The following is a 21,904-nucleotide window of genomic DNA, read 5'->3' as shown; positions in this document are numbered from 1 at the left end:
AACGTTTACAAATATTTACAACCGAAAGTAAGTAACTATCAACCGAATAAAGCATTGCGTTGTTTGCAACTTTGTACCGTCGAAAAGCAACAATAGCAATGACAATTTCAATACAAATAACAATTTTGAAATCAATTTTATTCATTAACAATTAAATTTTATACGCCATGAATGCATTAAGAAACAAAGTACAGTTGATTGGACATTTAGGAAATGATCCAGAAATCAAAAATTTTGACGGAGGTAAAAAGTTAGCCAATTTCACATTGGCTACTAATGAAAGTTACAAGAACGATAAAGGAGAAAAAGTAGAAGAAACCCAATGGCATCGTTTAGTAGCCTGGGGAAAAACAGCCGAAATTATCGAAAAATATGCAACCAAAGGAAAAGAAATTGCCATAGAAGGCAAATTGACACACCGCAGCTATGAAGATAAAAATGGTGAAAAACGCTATGTTACTGAAGTGGTTGTCAATGAAGTGTTGCTTTTAGGAAAATAGTTTAAAACTTGAATTTAAACAGAAAACCCATTCGCCGTGGCGAATGGGTTTTTATATATAAATTTAAGCTACTTTTTTAATCAAATCATACATTGGACAACGTTTGCAACGCTTGTTTTCTGACTTTTTGAATTTTTCACAACAAGAAGATTTACAGTTTTCCACTTTTTTAATGACATTAAGAGCTTCTTTTTTCTTTTTGTCTTTCTTCTTACTTTTCTTGTCTTTTTCTTTATCTTTCTTGCTCACCTTTGTACGAGTTTAAAACTGAGACAAATATAAAAGAAAAATTATTATTTTTATATATTCTAAATAAACTTTAACTTTTTTATTTTGGATTTATAGCAACAGAGCTTGTTACTGTTAATTGCTGAATGTCGCGATCAAACAGGTACAATCCTCCTTTATCATCACCAATCAAGTTAATTTTATCCAAAATTGTTTTTGCTGTAGCTTCTTCTTCAATTTGCTCTGACACATACCATTGTAAGAAATTATGTGTAGCATAATCTTTTTCTTCAAAAGTAATATGAACTAATTCGTTAATTGAATCCGAAACAAAAATTTCATGCTCATACAAGGCTTCAAACATTTCTTTAAAAGTAGTGTAGCTAGTTTTAGGCGCTCTTAAATCGGTAATTTGTGCGTGGCCGCCACGCTCGTTTACATATTTAATTAATTTAAGCATGTGTGCACGCTCTTCATCAGATTGAGTATACATGAATTGTGAAATTCCTTCCAAGCCATTTACTTCAGCCCAACAAGCCATAGATAAATAAGTTTGAGAAGATTCAGCCTCAATGCGGATTTGTTTGTTTAATGCGGTTTCTATATTTTTAGATAACATAATCGTGAGTTTTTTGTTAAACGTGAGGTAAAGTTACTAAAAATCGTATAAAAATCTTGTATAAAACCCTATTTGATTTTTATTTAACAGTAGTTTTAATTGAATCTAAGTCTTTAAAAAAGTAAATAAATTCAGATTGGCTTACTGTAATCATGGCATGATTTCAGTGATTTTTTTGAAATCAATGAGATTTTCATCTATTATGAGAAGATTTTAAAAATAAATCATGGATTTGTGGTCTATACCCACTGTTTTTATCAATTGAATCCGTCAGTAAATTTACGCATTATATATTGTTTTGACTTTTTATCGTAATAGCCTAAAATGTAATAATCCTTATATTTTAAAACACTTGTTAGTGTTGTCTTTTTAGTAGTGTTAACAAAATAGTGAAGCTTATCAATAGCAAGAGGTGTTTCTTCACGAGCAACAAGCTCGAGATTTTGATCCAGAATACTCTCAAAATAAGCATATTTAAAATGATAAATTGGCGCAAAATCTATATCCGAAAACTCGTCATAAAGGAAACTGTTATAAGATGCATTAGCTTGAAAAAGATTTTCTTTATTTTCTGCCATTGGAATTCCTCCTATAGAAATATAAGTTTTTCTTTTAGTATTATAAACGGTCAGTCCTACATCTAAATCATTCAGATGCTGTAAAAATTGTTTTGGTTTTTTGATGTCTTTAGGTTTTCTGGAATCTTTTTGAATGAAAAGAGGAATGTTTTTAAATTCTTGATCACTTTCATTTAAAACACGAGTTTTTTTAAGTGTTTCTCCTGAATTAAAATCTTTTATGTCCAATGAAAGTTCAGATTCGCTTACATTAATCTGATACAGTTTTCCGCGGTGATAAAAGGAATTACTCTTTTTCTTTGCATCCTGAAGAACAGATTGGGGGAAGTTCTTTTCAGATAAATAACCATTTTCCAAATTAAGATCAAAGGCCTGCGTATTTTTAGGGCTGTAATCTAAGGTTAGAACAATGTGATTATTCTGGATATAAACCTTGCTTTTCTGAGCCGTTTTATCCAATAGATTATAGTCATTAACGTCCATTTTTTCAATTGGATAAGCATTTGTAAGGCTATTAAAGTTTTGCATTTTACCATTTTTATCCTGAAAAGTAAAAGAGGATAAATCAAAAACTTTCTTAGCGACTTTAGGTTCCTCAAAACTGTAGACAATCAATGTCTGCATAATGCGATGCTGTGCCAAAATATGAAAGGAATTATTCATTTGGAAAGTTGTTACAACAACCTCGGTAGGAGGTAGTTTAGTGCTGTAAAGTGTATGCGTTTTATTTTCTAAATCAAATTTTAAAGTTAAAATAAAAGCTAATGGAGCTTTATTGCCAGGTAAAATAGGCGATAGATAAAGGTTTAGCTTTCCATTTTTACTAAAACTGCATCCGGTTAATTGTACGTCTTCTAAATTTTGCAGCGGAAAGACATATTCGCTATTTAAAAATAAGGCACGATTGTATTTTAGAATCGTAATCTTCTCGCTGTCCTTGATAAAAACAAATACTTCATGGGTATTTTCATTTTCAATATTTAGAATTTGATTGTTTTCTTTCGAATTTTTAAAATCAGATGTTGCAGAGAGAAGCACTTCATCAAGTGTTCTTAATTTCTCAATATTTAGTTTCGCTTTATTTTCATTTGATTTTTTAAAATCTATAGGATGAGAAGTCAATACTGTTTGACTTAACAGTATTGATGAATAAAACACAAACAGAAACTGGAATAATTTTTTCATGTGTTTTTACGCACAATAACTATTCCAGTTTTTTAGTTTTTCTTATTATTTTAATTTTTTCAAAACCTCAGTAATTTTTTCAAAGGCACTAAAGTTTTCATGTCTTACTTCATGATCAATTTTCTCATGTGCCCAAGTAGTGTGAAATGGCACATGTGCAGCGTGTCCGCCAATGGCTAAAACAGGTAAAACATCTGATTTTAAAGAATTTCCAATCATGAAAAACTCAGAAGGTTGAATTTCCAAACGTTTAATCAAATCCAGATAATCCTGTTCCTGTTTGTCAGACATCACTTCGATATGGTGAAAATATTTCCCTAATCCTGAATTGTGTAATTTACGTCTTTGATCTAGCAAATCACCTTTGGTAGCCACAACCAATTTGTATTTTCCATGCAGAGCTTCCAAAGTTTCCTCTACTCCATCTAAAAGAACGATGGGTTTTTCTAATAATTCTTTCCCATACTGAATGATTTTTTCAATAACCTCAACTGGAATGGTATTGTTTGAAATAGTCATTGCCGCTTCAATCATCGAAAGAATATAAGCTTTGATACCGTAACCGTAAATTTTTAAATTATAGATTTCAATTCTAAAAAGCTCCTGCGCAATTCCTTTGTGCGAAAGATAATCACACATTAATTCACAAAACTTTTCTTCGGTTTCTAGAAAATAAGTTTCATTCACAAATAGCGTATCATCAGCGTCGAAAGCAATTACTTTTAGGTTCATTGTATTGTTTATTTAACTCTATCAGGGTTTAAAACCGGGATAGAGTTTTTTATCTAATTTTTAATTTATCGTCTCTCCATTCCCAACACCATCCGTATCTGGATTCACGAAAACCAATTTTCCTTCGGCGTTATTGGTCATCAAAATCATTCCTTGACTTTCTACACCGCGAAGATTTCTTGGAGCCAAATTCACTAAAACAGTCACACGTTTTCCGATGATGTCTTCTGGTTTAAAGCTTTCGGCAATTCCAGAAACAATCGTACGAACATCAATTCCGGTATCCACTTTTAAAATTAAAAGCTTGTTCGCTTTTGGCATTTTTTCGGCTTCTAAAATGGTTCCAACACGCAAATCCATTTTAGCGAAATCCTCAAACTGAATCAAATCTTTTTGTGGTTCTGCTTTTTTGTTTTCAGCAATATTGGCTGTTTTAGTCGCTTCTAGTTTTTCTATTTGTTTCTGAATTTCTTCGTCTTCAATTTTAGAAAACAACAATTCGGCTTCACCAATTTGGTGATTTGCAGGAAGCAAATCTGAAGTTTCAGCAATTGTATTCCAGTTTAATTTATCTTTGATTTTTAAGATGCGAGTCAATTTTGTAGCAGTAAAAGGTAAAAATGGTTCGCAAAGTGAACTCAAAGCAGCAGCAATTTGCAAAGCCACATACATTTGGGTTTTTACACGTTCAGAATCTGTTTTAACCATTTTCCAAGGCTCTTCGTCAGCCAAATATTTATTTCCTAAACGAGCTACATTCATCATTTCGCCTAAAGCTTCACGGAATCTGTATCTTTCCAGTGAACTCGAAATCACAGCTGGATAGGCTTTTAATTCTGCTAAAGTTTGTTCATCTACTTCTGAAAATTCGTTTGGAGCAGGAACAATTCCTTCGTAATATTTATTGGTTAAAACTACTACACGATTGATGAAGTTTCCAAAAATAGCTACTAATTCGTTGTTATTTCTAGCCTGAAAATCTTTCCAGGTAAAGTCATTATCCTTAGTTTCAGGAGCATTCGAAGTCAAAGCATATCGCAAAACATCCTGCTGATTTGGGAATTCTTCCAAATATTCGTGCAACCAAACCGCCCAGTTTTTAGAAGTCGATAATTTATTCCCTTCCAAGTTCAAGAACTCATTTGCAGGCACATTGTCAGGTAAAATATAACTTCCTTCGGCTTTTAACATTGCTGGAAAAATCACGCAATGGAAAACAATATTGTCTTTCCCGATGAAGTGAACTAATTTCGTTTTTTCATCTTTCCAATACGGTTCCCAATCTTTTCCTTCTCTCGCAGCCCATTCTTTGGTTGACGAAATGTAACCAATTGGCGCATCAAACCAAACGTATAATTTTTTTCCTTCGGCACCTTCTACAGGAACATCAATTCCCCAATCTAAATCGCGAGTTACCGCACGAGGTTCTAATCCACCATCGATCCAGGATTTTACTTGTCCGTAAACATTCGGTTTCCAGTCGTTTTTGTGTCCTTCAAGAATCCATTCTCTCAAAAATGCATCGTATCTGTCCAATGGTAAAAACCAGTGTTTTGTCGATTTCAAAATAGGAGTTTCTCCTGTAATAGTCGATTTTGGATTAATCAAATCGGTGGCATTCAAAGTCGAACCACATTTTTCGCATTGATCGCCATACGCTTCTTCGTTGCCGCATTTCGGGCAAGTTCCAACAACAAAACGGTCTGCCAAGAATTGATCTGCTTTAGCATCATACAATTGTTCGGTTACTTCTTCGATAAAATCCCCTTTTTCATATAATTTTTTAAAGAACTCTGAAGCCGTTTCGTGGTGAATCTTAGCCGAAGTTCGAGAATAATTATCAAATGCAATTCCAAAATCAGAGAACGATTTACGGATAATTCCATCGTATTTATCGATAACTTGCTGAGGAGTAATTCCTTCTTTTTTGGCTTTCATCGAAATGGCAACTCCGTGCTCATCGCTTCCGCAAACAAACAAAACGTCTCTTCCTTGCAAACGCAAATAACGCGAATAAATGTCTGCAGGAACATAAACTCCCGCCAAATGCCCAATATGTATGGGTCCGTTAGTATAAGGCAACGCCGCCGTAATGGTATATCTTTCTGGATTCTGTAGCATAATTCAAATTAATTGGCTGCAAAAATAAGGAATCCAATTTTATTTGGGGCTATTTAGCTTCGCTGAATCTTCGATGTCCCGCTATTCGTTACAATCTTTTGTGCCGAACATCGGTACAAAAGGATTTTCACAACTACCTGCGTGTCTGCAGATAGGTAGAGGCTAGGAATTTGGGTTTTAAAAATAAATTTAGTTTATTATTGTGTTATTTTTCAAGTTCTTGTCAAATCAACACAAAGTATTTGTTTATTTGTAAAAAGTTAATTCTTGTTAAAATGAAAAAAACTACTTTGATTATTTTGTTTTTTTGTATGGCGATTTTCGAAACTCATGCACAAGAAAAAACAAATCCGATTATCTATTTTGATGGAAATTTTGGTTTTGCTGGAGGTAATTCTAGTGGATTTATGATTGGGGGTTCTCTAAATTACCAAAAAAAAGAAAATTTATTTACTTTAAGAACTACACAATTTTCTAATTCAAAATTGTCATATGTCTCTCCATTTTTGCCAATACCTTATTTAGACACCAAGGAAATCATTACAGAATATGGGATTTTGGCAGGCAAAAGATATATTCATACTAATAAAGCCTGGAGCTTTTCAGTAGGCTTAGCCTCAATAAAAAGAGAAATTAAGAAAGTAGATGAAAATAATAATTACTATTTTGATAGTTCTCATGCACTTGGATTTCCTTTTCAAATAGATATCAATTGGTTTAAAAGAAATAAAGAACCCTATAGAATTTATGGAGTGATACCAGTTACAAAAAATACTAGTTTTGGGAATAGCGTGGGTTTTAAATTTATTGGCAATGTTTCCAAAACTACTTTCATTGGTTTGGGAATTTCTTTAGGAATAGGATACCATAAAGAATATTAGTTTTTATTATAGCTATGTAGTATTAAAATAGCGGTATCATGTAGAATGATTTATTCTTCATTAAAAGAAAAATTAATATAAGAAATCGATTTTCTATATCTTTACAAACAGATTTAAAGATAGTAAACCATGCCCAAAGGACCCGAAAAAAACACCAAGAACAAGGCTTTACATACCAAATTATTGAATCGGAAAAAAACGAAACTGCAAGAAAAAAAAGTAGCAAAAGCAGCACGATTGAAAGCTTTGGTTGCCAAAGTGAATCAGCAAAAGAAAAATGATGAATCTAGTGCTGAATGATTTTTGGCATTGAAAAATCCGTGTCAATTCGTGTAATTTGTGGTTAAAAACAAAACAAACTCAATTATTTCACCGAAATTTGCAAACTACTCCTTAAAAAACTCATAATGGAATTCGGCAAAATCATCATCTCAGAAAACGCAGCCAAAAGCGAAAATCCACAAGACATTATCAATTCAAACATTTCGGTAATTAATTTAATGCGTGAGGAAAAAATTGACGACGATTTGATTCATGAAGATGCTTTAATGAGTTATTATTTAGATTACTATGTCGCGCAACACATTGAAGGTAATTTTGCGCAATTTGTTTACAAATCAGGCTGGAACAAAGAATTGAATGAATTGATTGAAGAAGGTTTGCAAATTATTGGCGCCGAAAAACATTTAGAGTTATTCCAACAACAGGCTAAAAAAGTCCGTTTGATGAGCAGTGTAAAACTGAATAAATTTTTGCAAGGCAAACTAGAAGGTGTTAATCCCACTCGGGATGTATTGAACAACGATACTTTTTTTGAATTGGAAGAAAATATAATAGTACTCAATGCGGCTTTCTTAAAAAACCATCCCGACACCGAAGTCCTTTCGGTTGACGATATGTTTACTAGATTAGAAGATTTTATAGGTCGTGAAATTAAAAGAGCATGATTTTGGCTAAAGTATAATTAAATCATTTAAAACAAAGTCCTAAGAAATAAAATTTCAATTTTTTAAATAAATTAGCTCCTGATGTAAAAATAAATTCCTACTTTTTTTAAATACTATCAAAATAAATATATTTTTGTATTAATTAGATTCTTAGACAATTAGAACAAACTTGAGATAGCTTATGGAATGCCTGAATCAATTTTCAAAATTATTTGTATTGGATATTCGCAATACAATGGGATTATTATTCTGGGGTAATTTTGCTTTAGCTACTTTAGTTTTTACCTTTCGTTTTTCCCTTTTTAGCAAGGATAACAAAACTCATTTATTAATATTTGGTTTTTCTAAAATCTTTCAGTCCTTTGCGTGGTTGGCTTTTTTCCTTCGAACGGATACCGCCACATTCAACCCAATAAATATCATCATCCCCAATACATTAGTCCTTACTAGTTATTATCTGGAATCCATTGCTATGTTAATGATGGTAAAAGACAAATCTAAAAAAGCCTATCGAATACAAACCATACTACTAGCAATTGTACTTATGTGTTTTTATTGTGCTGTATGGATCAAATCTAAAGACAACATTCGTATAGCATTAGCATCGCTCTCTATTTTCATACTGTTGATTATTCCCACTTTGCGATTCTTAACAGAAACACGAAGCAGTTTATTCAAAAAAATATTGGGTTTTAATTACATCATATTATTAGCAGTATTGACTTTCAGAACTATATATCCTCTTTTCAAAACCTCAACAACGCTGTACTCGATAGATCCTGCGCAAAAAATCATCTTTTTGATTATATTTCTAATGATGATTATTAGTGGAGTGGGTTATTTGCTTTTATTACAAGAAGAAAAAGAAATACAAATCAAAAAATTACTGGATGACAAAGACAAATTCTTTTCCATCATTGCCCACGATCTAAGAAGCCCCTTCAATGGAATTATTGGACTTACAGAATTACTATTGGAAAAAAATCATCAATTAGACGCTAAAGAAACTAACGAGTTTGTCCATCTCATTCATCAATCTTCAAAAAACGCCTATTCCTTACTGGACAATCTTTTAACCTGGGCTCAATCTCAAACAGGAAACCTAGAATTTAGTCCTAAAAAAATTCAAATAAGTCCAATTATAGATAAAACAATGAGTCTCTTAGTTAATATTGCTAAAAATAAAAACATCAGTATCCAATCTGAAATCATAAACGGTGAATATGCTTTTGCCGACAAGAATATGCTAGAAACTGTTTTTCGAAATTTAATCTCGAATGCCATAAAATTTACTAAAACCAACGGAGAAGTCAAACTCTCTATGACAAAAGAAAACCATCAAATTGTATTTTCTGTACAAGATAACGGCATTGGTATAGCTGCTGAAACAATCACCAATCTATTTGCAATCAATCATAAAAACACAACTTCTGGAACCAATGATGAAACTGGAACAGGCTTAGGGTTGATGTTATGTAAAGATTTTATTGAAAAACATGGTGGTAAAATTTGGGTGGAAAGTGAAATTGGTAAGGGAAGTAATTTTAAGTTTACCATTCCTAATCCTATTTAATTTTTGCCTTGAAAACACCTTTTATCACACAAAGCGTCTCAACAAATTTTAATTAAACTTTGCAAGTATCAATGAAAACTTTGCGCAACTTTGCAACATTGTTTTTTTAAATTCCACAGAGATACTCAAAGAAAAAAAAACAAAGACTCACAAAGAATTTTTAAATTAAACTTTGCGAATCTCCGTGTTAACTTTGTGCGACTTTGCGAAATATTTTTTCACAAAACATTTCCTCAAAACTTTGTCTCATAAGTCTCAAACATTTCCTTAAATTTGCTACCGTTATTAGAAATTTTATAGTTATAAAAATCCAACTATGTTACAAATTGCATTTATTAGAGAAAATCAAGAAAAAGTAATCGAAGCTTTAGCCAAAAGAAATCTAGACGCTAAAACTACGGTGGAAGAAGTAGTAGAACTTGATGAGCGTCGTCGTGCTACGCAAGTAGAATTAGACAACATTTTAGCCGAATCTAATAAATTATCCAAAGACATTGGAGAAATGATGAAAGCAGGCGAAAAAGCCAAAGCCGCCATCTTAAAAGAAAAAACTGTTAGTAATAAAGAAAAAAGTAAGAGACTAGCCGAAACTGCTGAGGCAATTACTGCCGAGCTTACTGAAAAACTATACACTTTACCTAATCTTCCTGCGGATATTGTTCCCGAAGGAAAATCGGCTGACGATAACCTAAATGTTTTTGAAGCTGGCGAAGTTCCGGTTTTGCACGAAGGAGCACAACCACACTGGGAATTGGTGAAAAAATACGACATCATTGATTTCGAATTAGGAAATAAAATCACAGGAGCTGGATTTCCAGTTTACAAAGGAAAAGGAGCGCGTTTGCAACGTGCTTTAATCAATTATTTTTTAGATAAAAATACCGCTGCTGGTTACAATGAAGTGCAAGTTCCTCACATGGTAAACGAAGCTTCGGCTTATGGAACAGGACAATTGCCAGACAAAGAAGGACAAATGTACCATGATGCGACGGATAATTTATATTTGATTCCTACAGCTGAGGTTCCTGTAACCAACTTGTTTAGAGATGTAATCTTAAATGAAAATGAGTTGCCAATTCTAACAACGGCTTACACACCATGTTTCCGTCGTGAGGCAGGTTCTTACGGAGCGCACGTTCGTGGATTAAACCGTTTGCATCAATTTGACAAAGTAGAAATTGTACGTGTGGAGCATCCTGAAAAATCGTATGAAGCCTTAGACGGAATGGTAGAACACGTAAAAGAAATTTTAAACGAGTTGCAATTGCCATACCGAATTTTGCGTCTTTGTGGTGGCGATATGGGTTTCACATCGGCTTTGACTTATGACTTTGAAGTGTTTTCTACAGCGCAAGACCGTTGGTTAGAAATTTCTTCTGTATCTAACTTTGAAACTTTCCAGGCAAATCGTTTGAAATTACGTTTCAAAGATAAAGATGGTAAAAACCAATTGGCACACACCCTAAACGGAAGTTCATTGGCTTTGCCTAGAGTTTTAGCTGGAATTCTTGAAAATTACCAAACTCCAGAAGGAATTGTAATTCCGGAAGTTTTACGTCCGTACTGCGGATTTGATATTATAAACTAACTTTCGTTTGTTTTCATTTACCGCAAATTCACAAATTATTTTTAATAAGTTTAATAAAATAAAATTTGCGAATTTGCGGTTAAATAATTTTGAACTAATTGTGTTTAGCAAAAAAATGAATAATGAAAAAACTATTTCTACATATCACCTTGTTTTTTTCATTAATTTGTTTCTCTCAAAACGAACAATTAGCACAGTATTATTACGACAAAGGCGATTTTGAAAAAGCCAAAATCAGTTATGAGGAATTGTTAGAAAACGTTCCTCAAAACATGCAATATTTTCTTCGAACCATAGATTGTTACCAGCAATTACAGCAGTTTGATGTTGCCGAAAAAGCCATCCAAAACCGATTGACCAAATACAATCAGGGCAATCTTTTAGTCGAATTAGGTTATAATTACCAATTGCAAAAAAACGATGCAAAAGCTAAAAGTTATTATGACCAAGCTATAGAACGCATTCGTAAAAATCCAAATGAAGTATATGGAATTTCTAGTTCTTTTGAACGAAAAGTACAATTAGAATATGCCTTAAAAGCCTATCAAACCGCTACCGAAATTCAGCCCAATTACAATTTTAATTACCAACAAGGTTTGCTTTACGGACAGTTGGGCAATTTTGAAATGATGATTAATACTTTCTTAGACGAATCCTTTGCGAGTCCTCAAAGTTCTATAATGATTCAGAATCAATTGTCGCGTTTTATGACGGATGAAACAGATGTGAGTTTTAGCAATGCTTTGCGAAAAGCTTTAATTCTAAAAGTTCAAAAAAATCAAGATTTGTTTTGGAATCAGTATTTGAGTTGGTTTTATGTCCAACAAAAAGAATTTTCGAAAGCTTTTATTCAGGAAAAAGCCATTTACAAACGCAATCCTGAGTCACTTTCTACTATTCTGAATTTGGCAAACTTAGCCATTGAAGAAGACGATCAGGAAGTAGCTCAGGAAATTCTAGCTTTTGTAATTGAAAACTCCAAAGATTTAGGATTATTAGTTCAGGCACATTCCTATTTGATAGAACTAAAAATCAAAAAAGCTACCGAAAAAGATTTCGCAACCATCAACTCCGAAATTGAGGCTTTACTAAAAGAATATGAAATCAGTCCTTTTACCTTATCTTTGCAGCTGATTCAGGCACATTTTGTGGCTTTTAATCTAAAAAAACCAGAACAAGGCAAGGCAATTGTAAAAAAAGCTTTGGACTTGCAACTGAATAATTACGAAGTGGCTCAGGCCAAAATGGAACTGGCTGATATTTTGCTTTTCGAAGAAAAATTCAATCAGGCGTTGTTGTATTATTCGCAAATTGAAATGGATTTAAAAAATGATGTCGTGGCTCATGAAGCGAGTTTGAAAGCAGCTAAAACGAGTTATTTTAAAGGCGATTTTCCTTGGGCGTTGAAACAATTTAAGGAAATGAAATCGGCAAACACGCAGTTGATTGCTAATGATGCCTTAGAATATTTTTTATTGATTAATGACAACACCGTAGCCGATTCGACACAAACCGCTTTGAAGGCTTTTGCCAAAGGCGATTATTTATTGTATCAAAATAGAGATCAGGAAGCCATTACCCAATTTCAACTGGTTTTAAAAACATTTAAAGAGCAAGAAATTGAAGCTGTAACACAATTGCGACTGGGAAAAACCTATGAAAAAATAGGCGAATACAATTTGGCTTTAAGCCAATACCAATTAATAATGGAACAGCATAGCGACGGAATTTATATTGATGAAGCGCTGTTTTTTTCGGCAGAAATCTACAGCAAAAAATTAAGCGAGCCTGAAAAAGCAAAACCACTGTATGAGAAGATTATTTTTAATCATCAGGACAGTATTTATTTTGTCGAAGCCCGCAAGAAATATAGGGAGTTAAGGGGAGATAAAAACCTCTAAAAGATTTTTAATTGAAGATTAACGATTTTTGATTGCAGATTTCTAAGATTCAAATCTCAATTTAACTAATAAATATAATTGTAATCGGTTTGTAATTTTAATTAAATAACCGATTAACCAAATAGACAAAGAAAATGATACTATACAACGTTACCACTAACATACACGAAAGCGTTCACGATCAATGGATGATTTGGATGCAACACAAACACATTCCTGAAATGCTTGCCACGGGCAAATTTACTAACGCTAAATTAGTTCGGGTTTTAGTAAAAGAAGAAATGGGCGGTGTGACTTATTCAGCTCAATTTACTACCGATAGTTTGGCTACTTTAGAGAAATTCTATCAAGAAGAAGACGCTACATTTCAAGCGGAAGGGCAAAAACTCTTTGGCGAAAAAATGCTCACTTTTAAAACGGAACTACAAGTGATTTCGGAGCACTAGAGAATAACTGGACTAAAGTCCAGCCTTACAAAATATATCGAGCCGAAGGCTCTTTGAAATAAGTAAAGTTCCGTAGGAACGAATCATATTGTAGCAACGGATTTTAATCCGTTGGATATAGATATAATGATTCCCATTTACAAAAAGATAATTTATTGCTGTTTGGAATGTTTTTTTGGTAAATTTGTACCGACAGTACACACCACGCTACAGTTTTAGCAATAAAACAGCGTCCCAGGGTGTGTCTTTTGCTTTAAATACGTTTCTAATCTTTTATATACAAGAATGTCTAAAAAACTTCTTGATGTAAAACCAATTAAATTTTCTTGCCTTCGTGGCAAAATAAACTAAATAAAACACTCGAGATTGCTTCGTGCCTCGCAACAACAACATGGATAAAGTAAAAGCCAAAAAACACCTCGGACAGCATTTCTTAAAAGACGAAAGTATTGCAAAAGCTATTGCAGACACCTTAAGCTTAGAAGGATATGATGATATATTAGAAATAGGACCAGGAATGGGGGTTTTGACCAAATATATGTTGGACAAACCTACCACCACTTATGTAATTGAAATCGATACCGAATCGGTGACTTATTTGGAAGCCAATTATCCAAAATTACATGGTAAAATTATTTCTCAGGATTTTTTGAAATACAATATCAGTGAAGTTTTTGAAAACAAGCAATTTGCTATAATCGGGAATTTTCCATACAATATTTCAACCCAAATTGTTTTTAGAACTTTAGAATTGAGAGACCAGATTCCAGAATTCTCTGGTATGTTTCAAAAAGAAGTGGCCGAAAGAATTTGCGAGAAAAAAGGAAGTAAGGCCTACGGAATTCTATCTGTTTTGGCACAAGCATTCTATGATACCGAATATTTGTTTACCGTAGATGAACATGTTTTTAATCCACCTCCAAAGGTAAAATCGGGCGTGATGCGCATGCGTAGAAAAGAAGATTATAGTTTGCCTTGTAGTGTAAAACTATTCTTTACAGTAGTAAAAACAGCTTTTCAGCAAAGACGCAAAACGTTACGTAACAGTTTAAAAACATTGAATTTATCCGATAAGTTAAGAGAAGATACTATCTTTGACCTTCGTCCGGAGCAACTGGATGTAACACAATTTATTGAACTTACTCAAAAAATAGAAGCCGATGGAGTTTAAAATCAGCAAGGAATTTATACATGAAGTAAAGGAACTTATTCAAGAAAAAAACGACCATAAACTGGAAGTTATCCTGAATGATATTCACCATGCTGATATTGCCGAAATTCTGGACGAGCTTGATTTTGACGATGCAACCTACATCTTTAAAGTTTTAGACAGTGATAAAACAGCAGAAATTCTTCTGGAATTAGAAGATGATTTGCGTGAAAACATATTGAGTAGGCTTTCGCCAAAAGAAATCGCAGAAGAGTTAGACGAATTAGAAACTAATGATGCTGCCGATATTATTGCCGAGCTTTCGCAACAGATTAAAGCCGAAGTAATATCAGAATTGCAAGACGTTGAGCATGCCAAAGATATTGTCGACTTACTTCGTTATAAAGAAGATACGGCAGGTGGAATCATGCACAAGGAATTAGTAAAAGTCAATGAAAATTGGAATGTACTAACCTGTGTAAAAGAAATGCGTATCCAAGCTGAAAATATCTCTCGCGTACATTCTATTTATGTGGTAGATGATGAAGACCGATTGAAAGGACGATTATCACTAAAAGACTTATTGACCACTTCTACCAAAACCGCTATTAGTGATGTGTACATTCGAAAACTCAACTATGTAAATGTTGATGCCGAAGATGTTGAAGTAGCTCGTATCATGCAAAAATACGATTTAGAGGCTATTCCAGTAGTAGACGAATTAGGACGCTTAGTGGGTAGAATTACTATTGATGATATCTTAGATGTTATCAAGGATGAAGCCGATCAGGATTATCAGTTGGCTGCGGGTATCTCTCAAGACGTTGAAGCCGATGACAGTATCATGGAGCTGACCAAAGCACGTTTGCCTTGGTTGGTTTTAGCATTATTAGGTGGTTTTATAACGGTAAGAGTGTTGGGATTATTTGAAGGGGCGATGTTAGAACATGGCAATCTTTTCTTTTTTACCCCACTAATTGCTGCAATGGCAGGAAATGTTGGAGTACAATCTTCGGCAATTATTGTACAAGGTTTGGCTAATGATACTTTGAGTGGATCCTTATTCAACCGATTGATCAAAGAAGTTTCGTTGAGTTTATTAAATGGCGTTATCCTAGCCACTATTTTATTTATTGGCAGCCATTTTTTACTCAATGTTGAGGTTGTCGTTGGTCTTATAGTCACCGTTGCACTTATATCAGTAATTGTAATCGCATCATTAATTGGAACATTTATTCCGTTGTTGTTAGATAAATTTGGAATTGACCCCGCACTGGCAACCGGACCATTTATCACTACAAGCAATGACATTTGCGGAATCTTAATTTATTTTTCGATTGCCAAAATGATTTTAGGTTTTTAATAATTAGAAATAATAAAGAATATGAATATACATATTATTGGAGGAGGAAATTTAGGCGCTGCTATTGCATTAGGAATGGCTAAATTTTCAACTGAACACCAAGTTACCGTAACCAGAAGAAACACCGCAAGTATTTTATATTTAGAAAAATTAGGCGTTAGCGTTTCTTCAGACAATAAACACAACATACAACAGGCTGATATTATTATTTTAACGATTAAACCGTATCAGGTAGATACTGTTTTAGCAGAAATTCTTCCTGTTATTTCAAATAAAATAATTGCATCTGGAGTAAGCGGATTGTCTATTGAAGCCCTTCAAAGTAAAATTGGCGAAGACCACCAAGCCATTCGAATTATGCCTAATATTGCGGCGCAGTACGGCGCTTCGGCAACTTGTATTTCTTTCAATGAAAAACATGCTGAACAAGGAGAAAAACTAGTAACTATCTTTAAAGATCTAGGAACAGCTCCAGTTATTGACGAAAAATTAATGGATGCTGCTACGGTTTTAGCAGCAAGCGGAACTGCTTTTGCTTTGCGTTACATTAGAGCCTCTATGCAAGCTGGAATTGAAATAGGATTTGACTGGAAAACGGCATTGGCTATTTCTGCCCAAACGGTAAAAGGAGCTGCTGAAATGGTTATGGAAGAACAAATTCACCCAGAACAATTAATCGACAGAGTAACTACTCCTCAAGGCTGTACCATTGCCGGATTGAGCGAAATGGAATCTCACGGATTTAGTTCGTCATTAATTCGCGGAATTAAAGCTGCGGTTAAGAAAATTAAAGGGATTTAATCCTTTCTTAAAAATACAAAAAGGGCTTCTCGATAATTTGAGAAGCCCTTTTTTTTGACAAATAACCATAAATTTACTTGTCGGATAAAATTTAAAAATAAGTTTAGCCCAAACAAATCATTTGTAATATATTTTTTATATTTGTTTTTTAATTTTAAAAAAACAATACCGAATTTGAAAAATGAAAAAAATTATAATACTACTTATTTTAGGATTTAATCTAAAAGCAAGTGCTCAAGAAGCCAGTGTTGAAAAATCATTTTTTAGTTTACAAGCTGGAATTGGTTCAGGAGTTGGGATTTGGATATATAATGAAAGTAAATTATCTAATAGTATCGCTTTCAGAAGTGAGTTAGGTTTAGAAAATGATTTTACTGTTGGTGATCATTATAGCGATACAGGTTTTATTCTACAACCCGTTTTGACGATAGAGCCAAGATATTACTACAATTTAGCAAAAAGGAATTCTAGAGGAAAAAATATAGCTAAGAATAGTGGCAACTATCTTTCTATTCGAACAAGTTACCATCCAGATTGGTTTGTAGTTAATCTAAATGATAATGTAACCAAAACTGCAGATATGGCTATTATTCCAACATGGGGTATTAAACGCCAAATACGAAGTCATTTTACTTATGAAGCCGCCTTAGGATTAGGTTATAGAATAGTGTATTTGAAAGCTAACTACACTAACGGCAATATTCAAAATGTTGATGATGCCCAAAAAAGAAATCAATACATTCCTTATTTGCGTATAGGATTTGGATATACATTTTAAGAAAATAAAAAAGGTCTTCTCATTTCCTGAGAAAACCTTTTTTATATAGTAAAAACTAAGATTATTTTTTCTTCGATTTCAAAGCCATATCATTATCATCCATGTCTTGACCAAAATCAGGCATCCCATCTTTAGTCCATTTTAAAACTCTGGCGCGAGTATGACGGTTAGGGTCTGATAAAGCATCCCCTTTTATTTTTTCGTAATCACGAGCGTGGTAAATCATTACGTCTGTCTTACCATCTTCAGCAACGGTAAAGCTGTTGTGTCCTGGCCCGTAACGTTTGAATTTTTCGTTAGTAAAGAAAACCGGTTTATCTAATTTGTTCCAAGAAGCTGGATCAAGCAAATCAGCACCTTCTTTTGCCCAAAGCAAACCCAAACAATAAGTAGCATCAGTAGCACTAGCAGAGAACGTTAAAAACACCTTTCCGTTTCTAATCAATACTGCTGGTCCTTCATTGACTTTGTATGTGTGCATTTCCCAATCGTAATCGGGCTGACTAATTACCACTTGTTTTTCATCTACTGTAATTGGGCTGGTCATTTTTGCAATGTACAAACTAGTATTTACCACATTTCCTGGCCCTCTATCCACCCAAATAAGGTAACGTTGTTTGTTATGCTCGAAAGTAGTGGCGTCTAAAGCAAAAACGTCTTTTTTAGTTACAATCTGACCTTCTTCCTTCCATTCTCCTTTGGTTGGATCTTCGGATGGATTTGACAACGCATACATGCGAATTTTCCATTTGTCTTCGGCGGATCCTGCTGCAAAATAAATGTACCATTTCCCATCAATTCGATGCAATTCAGGTGCCCAAATGTGGTTTCCCATAGCACCTTTATTATGTTTACGCCATACCACAACTGACTTCGCTTCCTTAATACCATTGATGGTTTTAGAACTGCGTATTTCAATTCGATCGTATTCTGGAGCGGTGGCAATAAAATAATAAGTTCCATCTGGGGTTTTTGTCACAAATGGATCGGCCCGTTGCAATGCTAAAGGATTATTGAATTGGTTCTTTTTCAATTTTTGAGAATGAACCGTCATGGTACTGATAATGAAACTTAATAGAATACTCAGGCGTAAAAAAATCATGGTTATCGACATTTATAAATGTAATAAAATTGGCTTTAATTAAATGTGAAATACACATTTGTAAGCGAGAATGTAAATATAGTTTATTTCGTGTTTATTTTGTAAAATTTTTAAATACGAATTAAACCTACTGTTTTACATCAATTTATTTGTAAAAAAAATAATTCAATTAACTGATTATCATGCAGTTTATCCGTTAAATTAGCTTTATATCGAAAATAGGCTGAGTTGTTTTTATAAAATTAAAAATTGACGTAATTTTATAAAGAACGATTCCCCGTCTACACCTAACTTTTCTTGTTAATGGTTTAATTAGTAACTAACATTAAATAAGCATTATTATGAAAAAGTTATTCAACATGTTTTACGACAAGATTTCTCGTTTTCTATTTGGAGACGAAAAAATGGTAAGATACTAACAAAAAATGTATCGGAAAAAAATGCGTATGTAAAAAAACTACTTTAGGTTTGATTAATTCATCCAAAACCATTTCTAAGTTTATCTAAATTTAGAAATGGTTTTTTGTTATTTTTGAGGACTCAACTCAAAAATACTTATGAATATTAAAATCCTTCACCTAGACAGTAATAATCCCATTTTGATGCAGCAATTACAGGAATTAGGTTTCGAAAACCATGAGGATTTTACTTCGTCAAAAGAAACCATAGAATCAAAAATTCAGGATTATCACGGAATTGTAATTCGCAGCCGATTTAAAATCGATAAAACTTTCTTGGACAAAGCAACAAATCTTCAATTTATAGCTCGTGTGGGTGCTGGATTAGAAAGTATTGATTGCGATTATGCTTTGTCTAAAAACATTGAATTAATTGCCGCTCCAGAAGGAAACCGAAATGCGGTAGCTGAACATACTTTAGGTATGATTTTGTCGCTTTTTAATAATCTCAATCGTGCCGATAGAGAAATTCGTTCCGGACATTGGAACAGAGAAAATAATCGCGGTCATGAATTAGACGGAAAAACTATAGGTATTATTGGATACGGAAATATGGGAAAATGGTTTGCTAAAAAACTAAGAGGTTTTGATGTGGAGGTACTTTGTTATGACATTAAAGAAAATGTGGGCGATGCCAACGCAAAACAAGTTTCATTAGCTGAATTACAACTAAAAACGGATGTTTTAAGCTTACATCTTCCCTGGACTCCAGAAACGGACAAAATGGTCAATTCGGCATATATTAATGCTTTTGCCAAACCGTTTTGGATTATTAATACTTCAAGAGGAAAAAACATTGTAACTACTGATTTGGTTACGGCTTTGCAATCAGGAAAAATATTAGGTGCTGGATTAGACGTTTTAGAATATGAAAAACTTTCTTTTGAAACTTTATTTCAAGATAAAAATACACCAGGAGCTTTTCAGTATTTATTAGTAGCCGATAACGTACTATTGTCTCCTCATATTGCGGGCTGGACATTTGAAAGTCATGAACGATTAGCGCAGGTAATTGTAGATAAAATCAAAGTGCTTTACAGTCGATAATTAGAAAAAATATTACTATCACTATAAATGGATCCCAATAAAAAAGTCTCTAATTACAGAGACTTTTTGTTGTTATATAGGGTATTCGCCTTTTTCGTTAAATTTTCGCTCCAGTTCTGCCTGGAATTCTTCCATTACTGGTTTCATGGTGCTTTCTGGAATGTCAGCAATTCTAATATACATTAAACCATCAACAGCATTATTGAACAAAGGATCCACGTTAAAAGCGACCACTTTTGCGTTTTGTTTGATGTATTTTTTTATCAGTACTGGCAAACGTAAAATACCTGGTTCTAATTCGTCAATAATCTTATCAAACTTATTCAAGTCGGCTTCAGTTTCATTGAATATAAAATCTTTGTCGGCATCTTTTAGCTTTACTTTATAGGCTTTTTTAGGATGAATGTATTGCGCGATATAAGGATCGTAATAATTGGATTTCATGAATTCAATCATTAAAGATTTTGAAAAATCAGAAAACTGATTACTGATACTTACCCCGCCTAAAAGATACTTATGCTCTGGAAAACGCAATGTGGTATGGATAATTCCTTTCCATAAAAGGAACAACGGCATTGGTTTTTGTTGGTATTCTTTGATGATAAATGCACGCCCCATTTCGATGGATTGATGCATCATTTCATACAATTCTGGCTCAAAACGAAATAGTTCATTAAGATAAAATCCTTCAATACCGTGTTTTGGATAAATTTCTGAACCCAATCCCATTCGATAGGCGCCTGCAATTTTTTTGGCTTCATCATCCCATAAAAAAAGATGGTGGTAATATTTGTCAAATTTGTCTAAATCAATAGATTCATTGGTTCCCTCGCCTACTTCTCTAAAGGTAATTTCACGCAAACGACCGATTTCATGTAAGACACTCGGAATTTTATCTGCTTCAGCAAAAAAAACTTCGTAGTTCTTGCTTTGCAAAAGTCGGCAATCAGTATTTCTTAAGGCATTGACTTCCGAAATAATTTTTTCTACATTCGCTGGAGTTGCAATTTCTTTAGGATTTCTTGTGATTTTTAGATTCGAAGGTGTTAATAATTTACTTTCTTTTTCAAAAGGATTAGCGAGCATATACGTTTTCTTTCTCAAGAATTCAGAATAAGCTTCTATCGTTTCGTATTCATTTTGCTCAGCAACTGAAATTGGTTTTCCAATTCTCACTCTAATCACACGGTTTTTTTGACTAAAAAGTTCCGATGGCAATTTGGCCGTGCGCAAAGTTCCACTGATTTTAGAAAGCATATAAAACAAACGACTGTTTTTAGCATGAAAATAAATAGGTACAACTGGTACCTGAGCTTTTCTAATAACCTTGATTGCTCCTTCTTCCCATGGTTTATCTACAATAAGCTGACCGTCTTTATAACTAGAAACCTCACCTGCTGGGAACATTCCTAATGGTTTTCCATCACTTAAATGGCGTAAAGTTTCTTTTATTCCTAAAACACTCGATTTTTTATCCTTATGATTTTCAAAAGGATTCACTGGCATAATATATTGCTTTAATGGAACTATTCGATGCAAAAGAAAGTTAGCAATAATCTTAAAATTAGGCTCTCTTTCTAGCATTAATTTCAACAATAAAATACCATCAATTCCTCCAAGGGGATGATTTGAAATAGTAATATAAGCTCCATCTTTAGGTAAGCGTTTGTAATCTTCTTCGGGAATATCAAACTTTATTTGTAAGTCATTGACTATTCCATTTAAAAAATCAATTTCTTTTAAATTTTTATTGCGATTGTAGACTTTATTTAGGGTAGAGATCTTGAGTACCTTCATTAATAACCAACCGGAAAAAGTCCCTAAGACCCCGTACTTCTGAACATTAATTGCTTTTGCAACTTCTTTGGCGGTAACTAAACCCATCTATTTTTTATTTTTTGAGCGA

20 protein-coding genes are annotated in these 21,904 nt (G+C 33.4%); 13 read left to right on the top strand and 7 right to left on the bottom strand.

All coding sequences use genetic code 11. From position 1 onward, the window contains the following. Positions 1–167: 167 nt before the first annotated feature. The gene (locus AAGV28_RS11410; RefSeq protein WP_373406938.1) at positions 168–500 is read left to right on the top strand and encodes a single-stranded DNA-binding protein; all 333 of its coding nucleotides are present in this window, start codon (positions 168–170) and stop codon (positions 498–500) included. 63 nt (positions 501–563) lie between these two features. Here the strand turns inward: AAGV28_RS11410 and AAGV28_RS11405 are convergent, their stop codons facing one another. From AAGV28_RS11405 to metG, 5 genes are all read right to left on the bottom strand, one after another. Beyond that, on the bottom strand, positions 564–749 hold the full coding sequence (locus AAGV28_RS11405) for a hypothetical protein (RefSeq protein WP_373406937.1): 186 nt from the start codon (positions 747–749) through the stop codon (positions 564–566). A gap of 79 nt (positions 750–828) precedes the next feature. Continuing rightward, a complete protein-coding gene (locus tag AAGV28_RS11400; protein WP_373406936.1) occupies positions 829–1,347 on the bottom strand; it encodes a ferritin in 519 nt (172 codons plus the stop codon). A gap of 257 nt (positions 1,348–1,604) precedes the next feature. After that, positions 1,605–3,110 carry a hypothetical protein gene (locus AAGV28_RS11395; RefSeq protein ID WP_373406935.1) on the bottom strand — a complete coding sequence of 502 codons (1,506 nt, stop codon included), beginning with the start codon at positions 3,108–3,110 and terminating at the stop codon, positions 1,605–1,607. A 45-nt stretch (positions 3,111–3,155) separates the two neighbouring features. Beyond that, on the bottom strand, positions 3,156–3,842 hold the full coding sequence (locus tag AAGV28_RS11390) for an HAD family hydrolase (protein WP_373406934.1): 687 nt from the start codon (positions 3,840–3,842) through the stop codon (positions 3,156–3,158). Positions 3,843–3,902: 60 nt separating this feature from the next. Then, positions 3,903–5,963, bottom strand: coding sequence for a methionine--tRNA ligase (gene metG, locus AAGV28_RS11385; RefSeq protein ID WP_373406933.1), 2,061 nt, complete (start codon positions 5,961–5,963; stop codon positions 3,903–3,905). Between the two features lie 275 nt (positions 5,964–6,238). Between metG and AAGV28_RS11380 the strand changes: the two genes are divergently transcribed. The 11 genes from AAGV28_RS11380 to AAGV28_RS11330 all read left to right on the top strand — a co-directional run bounded on the left by AAGV28_RS11380 (position 6,239) and on the right by AAGV28_RS11330 (position 17,391). After that, a complete protein-coding gene (locus AAGV28_RS11380) occupies positions 6,239–6,844 on the top strand; it encodes a hypothetical protein (protein ID WP_373406932.1) in 606 nt (201 codons plus the stop codon). A 129-nt stretch (positions 6,845–6,973) separates the two neighbouring features. After that, positions 6,974–7,144 carry a hypothetical protein gene (locus tag AAGV28_RS11375; RefSeq protein WP_373406931.1) on the top strand — a complete coding sequence of 57 codons (171 nt, stop codon included), beginning with the start codon at positions 6,974–6,976 and terminating at the stop codon, positions 7,142–7,144. Between the two features lie 107 nt (positions 7,145–7,251). Then, positions 7,252–7,791: a DMP19 family protein gene (locus tag AAGV28_RS11370; protein WP_373406930.1), complete on the top strand. Its 540-nt coding sequence runs from the start codon at positions 7,252–7,254 to the stop codon at positions 7,789–7,791. Positions 7,792–7,972: 181 nt separating this feature from the next. Further along, on the top strand, positions 7,973–9,364 hold the full coding sequence (locus tag AAGV28_RS11365) for a sensor histidine kinase (RefSeq protein WP_373406929.1): 1,392 nt from the start codon (positions 7,973–7,975) through the stop codon (positions 9,362–9,364). Positions 9,365–9,680: 316 nt separating this feature from the next. Then, positions 9,681–10,952, top strand: coding sequence for a serine--tRNA ligase (gene serS / locus AAGV28_RS11360; RefSeq protein ID WP_373406928.1), 1,272 nt, complete (start codon positions 9,681–9,683; stop codon positions 10,950–10,952). A gap of 122 nt (positions 10,953–11,074) precedes the next feature. Further along, entirely contained in the window at positions 11,075–12,853 is a 1,779-nt protein-coding gene (locus tag AAGV28_RS11355; protein WP_373406927.1) for a tetratricopeptide repeat protein, read from the top strand. 134 nt (positions 12,854–12,987) lie between these two features. Then, positions 12,988–13,299 carry a DUF4286 family protein gene (locus tag AAGV28_RS11350; RefSeq protein WP_373406926.1) on the top strand — a complete coding sequence of 104 codons (312 nt, stop codon included), beginning with the start codon at positions 12,988–12,990 and terminating at the stop codon, positions 13,297–13,299. A 391-nt stretch (positions 13,300–13,690) separates the two neighbouring features. Further along, a complete protein-coding gene (rsmA, locus tag AAGV28_RS11345; RefSeq protein WP_373406925.1) occupies positions 13,691–14,470 on the top strand; it encodes a 16S rRNA (adenine(1518)-N(6)/adenine(1519)-N(6))-dimethyltransferase RsmA in 780 nt (259 codons plus the stop codon). Then, positions 14,460–15,812 (top strand): magnesium transporter, encoded by a 1,353-nt coding sequence (mgtE, locus tag AAGV28_RS11340; protein WP_373406924.1) that lies wholly within the window; start codon positions 14,460–14,462, stop codon positions 15,810–15,812. Before rsmA ends, mgtE begins: the two co-directional genes overlap by 11 nt. 21 nt (positions 15,813–15,833) lie before the next feature. After that, positions 15,834–16,613 carry a pyrroline-5-carboxylate reductase gene (proC, locus tag AAGV28_RS11335; RefSeq protein ID WP_373406923.1) on the top strand — a complete coding sequence of 260 codons (780 nt, stop codon included), beginning with the start codon at positions 15,834–15,836 and terminating at the stop codon, positions 16,611–16,613. Positions 16,614–16,794: 181 nt separating this feature from the next. Then, positions 16,795–17,391 carry a hypothetical protein gene (locus AAGV28_RS11330; RefSeq protein ID WP_373406922.1) on the top strand — a complete coding sequence of 199 codons (597 nt, stop codon included), beginning with the start codon at positions 16,795–16,797 and terminating at the stop codon, positions 17,389–17,391. A 61-nt stretch (positions 17,392–17,452) separates the two neighbouring features. On the opposite strand, the gene AAGV28_RS11325 is transcribed toward AAGV28_RS11330, so the two are convergent. Then, entirely contained in the window at positions 17,453–18,493 is a 1,041-nt protein-coding gene (locus AAGV28_RS11325) for a glycoside hydrolase family 43 protein (protein ID WP_373406921.1), read from the bottom strand. 557 nt (positions 18,494–19,050) lie between these two features. On the opposite strand from AAGV28_RS11325, the gene AAGV28_RS11320 reads away from it, so the two are divergent. Beyond that, the gene (locus tag AAGV28_RS11320) at positions 19,051–19,998 is read left to right on the top strand and encodes a 2-hydroxyacid dehydrogenase (protein ID WP_373406920.1); all 948 of its coding nucleotides are present in this window, start codon (positions 19,051–19,053) and stop codon (positions 19,996–19,998) included. Between the two features lie 72 nt (positions 19,999–20,070). Here the strand turns inward: AAGV28_RS11320 and AAGV28_RS11315 are convergent, their stop codons facing one another. Continuing rightward, positions 20,071–21,882, bottom strand: coding sequence for a GNAT family N-acyltransferase (locus tag AAGV28_RS11315; RefSeq protein ID WP_373406919.1), 1,812 nt, complete (start codon positions 21,880–21,882; stop codon positions 20,071–20,073). Between the last annotated feature and the right edge of the window lie 22 nt (positions 21,883–21,904).

It is taken from the genome of Flavobacterium zubiriense, assembly GCF_041729725.1.
Lineage (GTDB): Bacteria > Bacteroidota > Bacteroidia > Flavobacteriales > Flavobacteriaceae > Flavobacterium > Flavobacterium zubiriense.
Note: the sequence above shows the minus strand (reverse complement) of the source record. Positions and strands in the feature narration are given on the sequence as shown.

What these genes read in the sequence shown, in the direction of transcription:
- AAGV28_RS11410 (WP_373406938.1), top strand. Translation starts at nt 168, where the DNA reads ATGAATGCATTAAGAAACAAAGTACAGTTGATTGGACATTTAGGAAAT.
- AAGV28_RS11400 (WP_373406936.1), bottom strand. Translation starts at nt 1,347, where the DNA reads ATGTTATCTAAAAATATAGAAACCGCATTAAACAAACAAATCCGCATT.
- AAGV28_RS11395 (WP_373406935.1), bottom strand. Translation starts at nt 3,110, where the DNA reads ATGAAAAAATTATTCCAGTTTCTGTTTGTGTTTTATTCATCAATACTG.
- AAGV28_RS11390 (WP_373406934.1), bottom strand. Translation starts at nt 3,842, where the DNA reads ATGAACCTAAAAGTAATTGCTTTCGACGCTGATGATACGCTATTTGTG.
- metG (WP_373406933.1), bottom strand. Translation starts at nt 5,963, where the DNA reads ATGCTACAGAATCCAGAAAGATATACCATTACGGCGGCGTTGCCTTAT.
- AAGV28_RS11380 (WP_373406932.1), top strand. Translation starts at nt 6,239, where the DNA reads ATGAAAAAAACTACTTTGATTATTTTGTTTTTTTGTATGGCGATTTTC.
- AAGV28_RS11375 (WP_373406931.1), top strand. Translation starts at nt 6,974, where the DNA reads ATGCCCAAAGGACCCGAAAAAAACACCAAGAACAAGGCTTTACATACC.
- AAGV28_RS11370 (WP_373406930.1), top strand. Translation starts at nt 7,252, where the DNA reads ATGGAATTCGGCAAAATCATCATCTCAGAAAACGCAGCCAAAAGCGAA.
- AAGV28_RS11365 (WP_373406929.1), top strand. Translation starts at nt 7,973, where the DNA reads ATGGAATGCCTGAATCAATTTTCAAAATTATTTGTATTGGATATTCGC.
- serS (WP_373406928.1), top strand. Translation starts at nt 9,681, where the DNA reads ATGTTACAAATTGCATTTATTAGAGAAAATCAAGAAAAAGTAATCGAA.
- AAGV28_RS11355 (WP_373406927.1), top strand. Translation starts at nt 11,075, where the DNA reads ATGAAAAAACTATTTCTACATATCACCTTGTTTTTTTCATTAATTTGT.
- AAGV28_RS11350 (WP_373406926.1), top strand. Translation starts at nt 12,988, where the DNA reads ATGATACTATACAACGTTACCACTAACATACACGAAAGCGTTCACGAT.
- rsmA (WP_373406925.1), top strand. Translation starts at nt 13,691, where the DNA reads ATGGATAAAGTAAAAGCCAAAAAACACCTCGGACAGCATTTCTTAAAA.
- mgtE (WP_373406924.1), top strand. Translation starts at nt 14,460, where the DNA reads ATGGAGTTTAAAATCAGCAAGGAATTTATACATGAAGTAAAGGAACTT.
- proC (WP_373406923.1), top strand. Translation starts at nt 15,834, where the DNA reads ATGAATATACATATTATTGGAGGAGGAAATTTAGGCGCTGCTATTGCA.
- AAGV28_RS11330 (WP_373406922.1), top strand. Translation starts at nt 16,795, where the DNA reads ATGAAAAAAATTATAATACTACTTATTTTAGGATTTAATCTAAAAGCA.
- AAGV28_RS11325 (WP_373406921.1), bottom strand. Translation starts at nt 18,493, where the DNA reads ATGATTTTTTTACGCCTGAGTATTCTATTAAGTTTCATTATCAGTACC.
- AAGV28_RS11320 (WP_373406920.1), top strand. Translation starts at nt 19,051, where the DNA reads ATGAATATTAAAATCCTTCACCTAGACAGTAATAATCCCATTTTGATG.
- AAGV28_RS11315 (WP_373406919.1), bottom strand. Translation starts at nt 21,882, where the DNA reads ATGGGTTTAGTTACCGCCAAAGAAGTTGCAAAAGCAATTAATGTTCAG.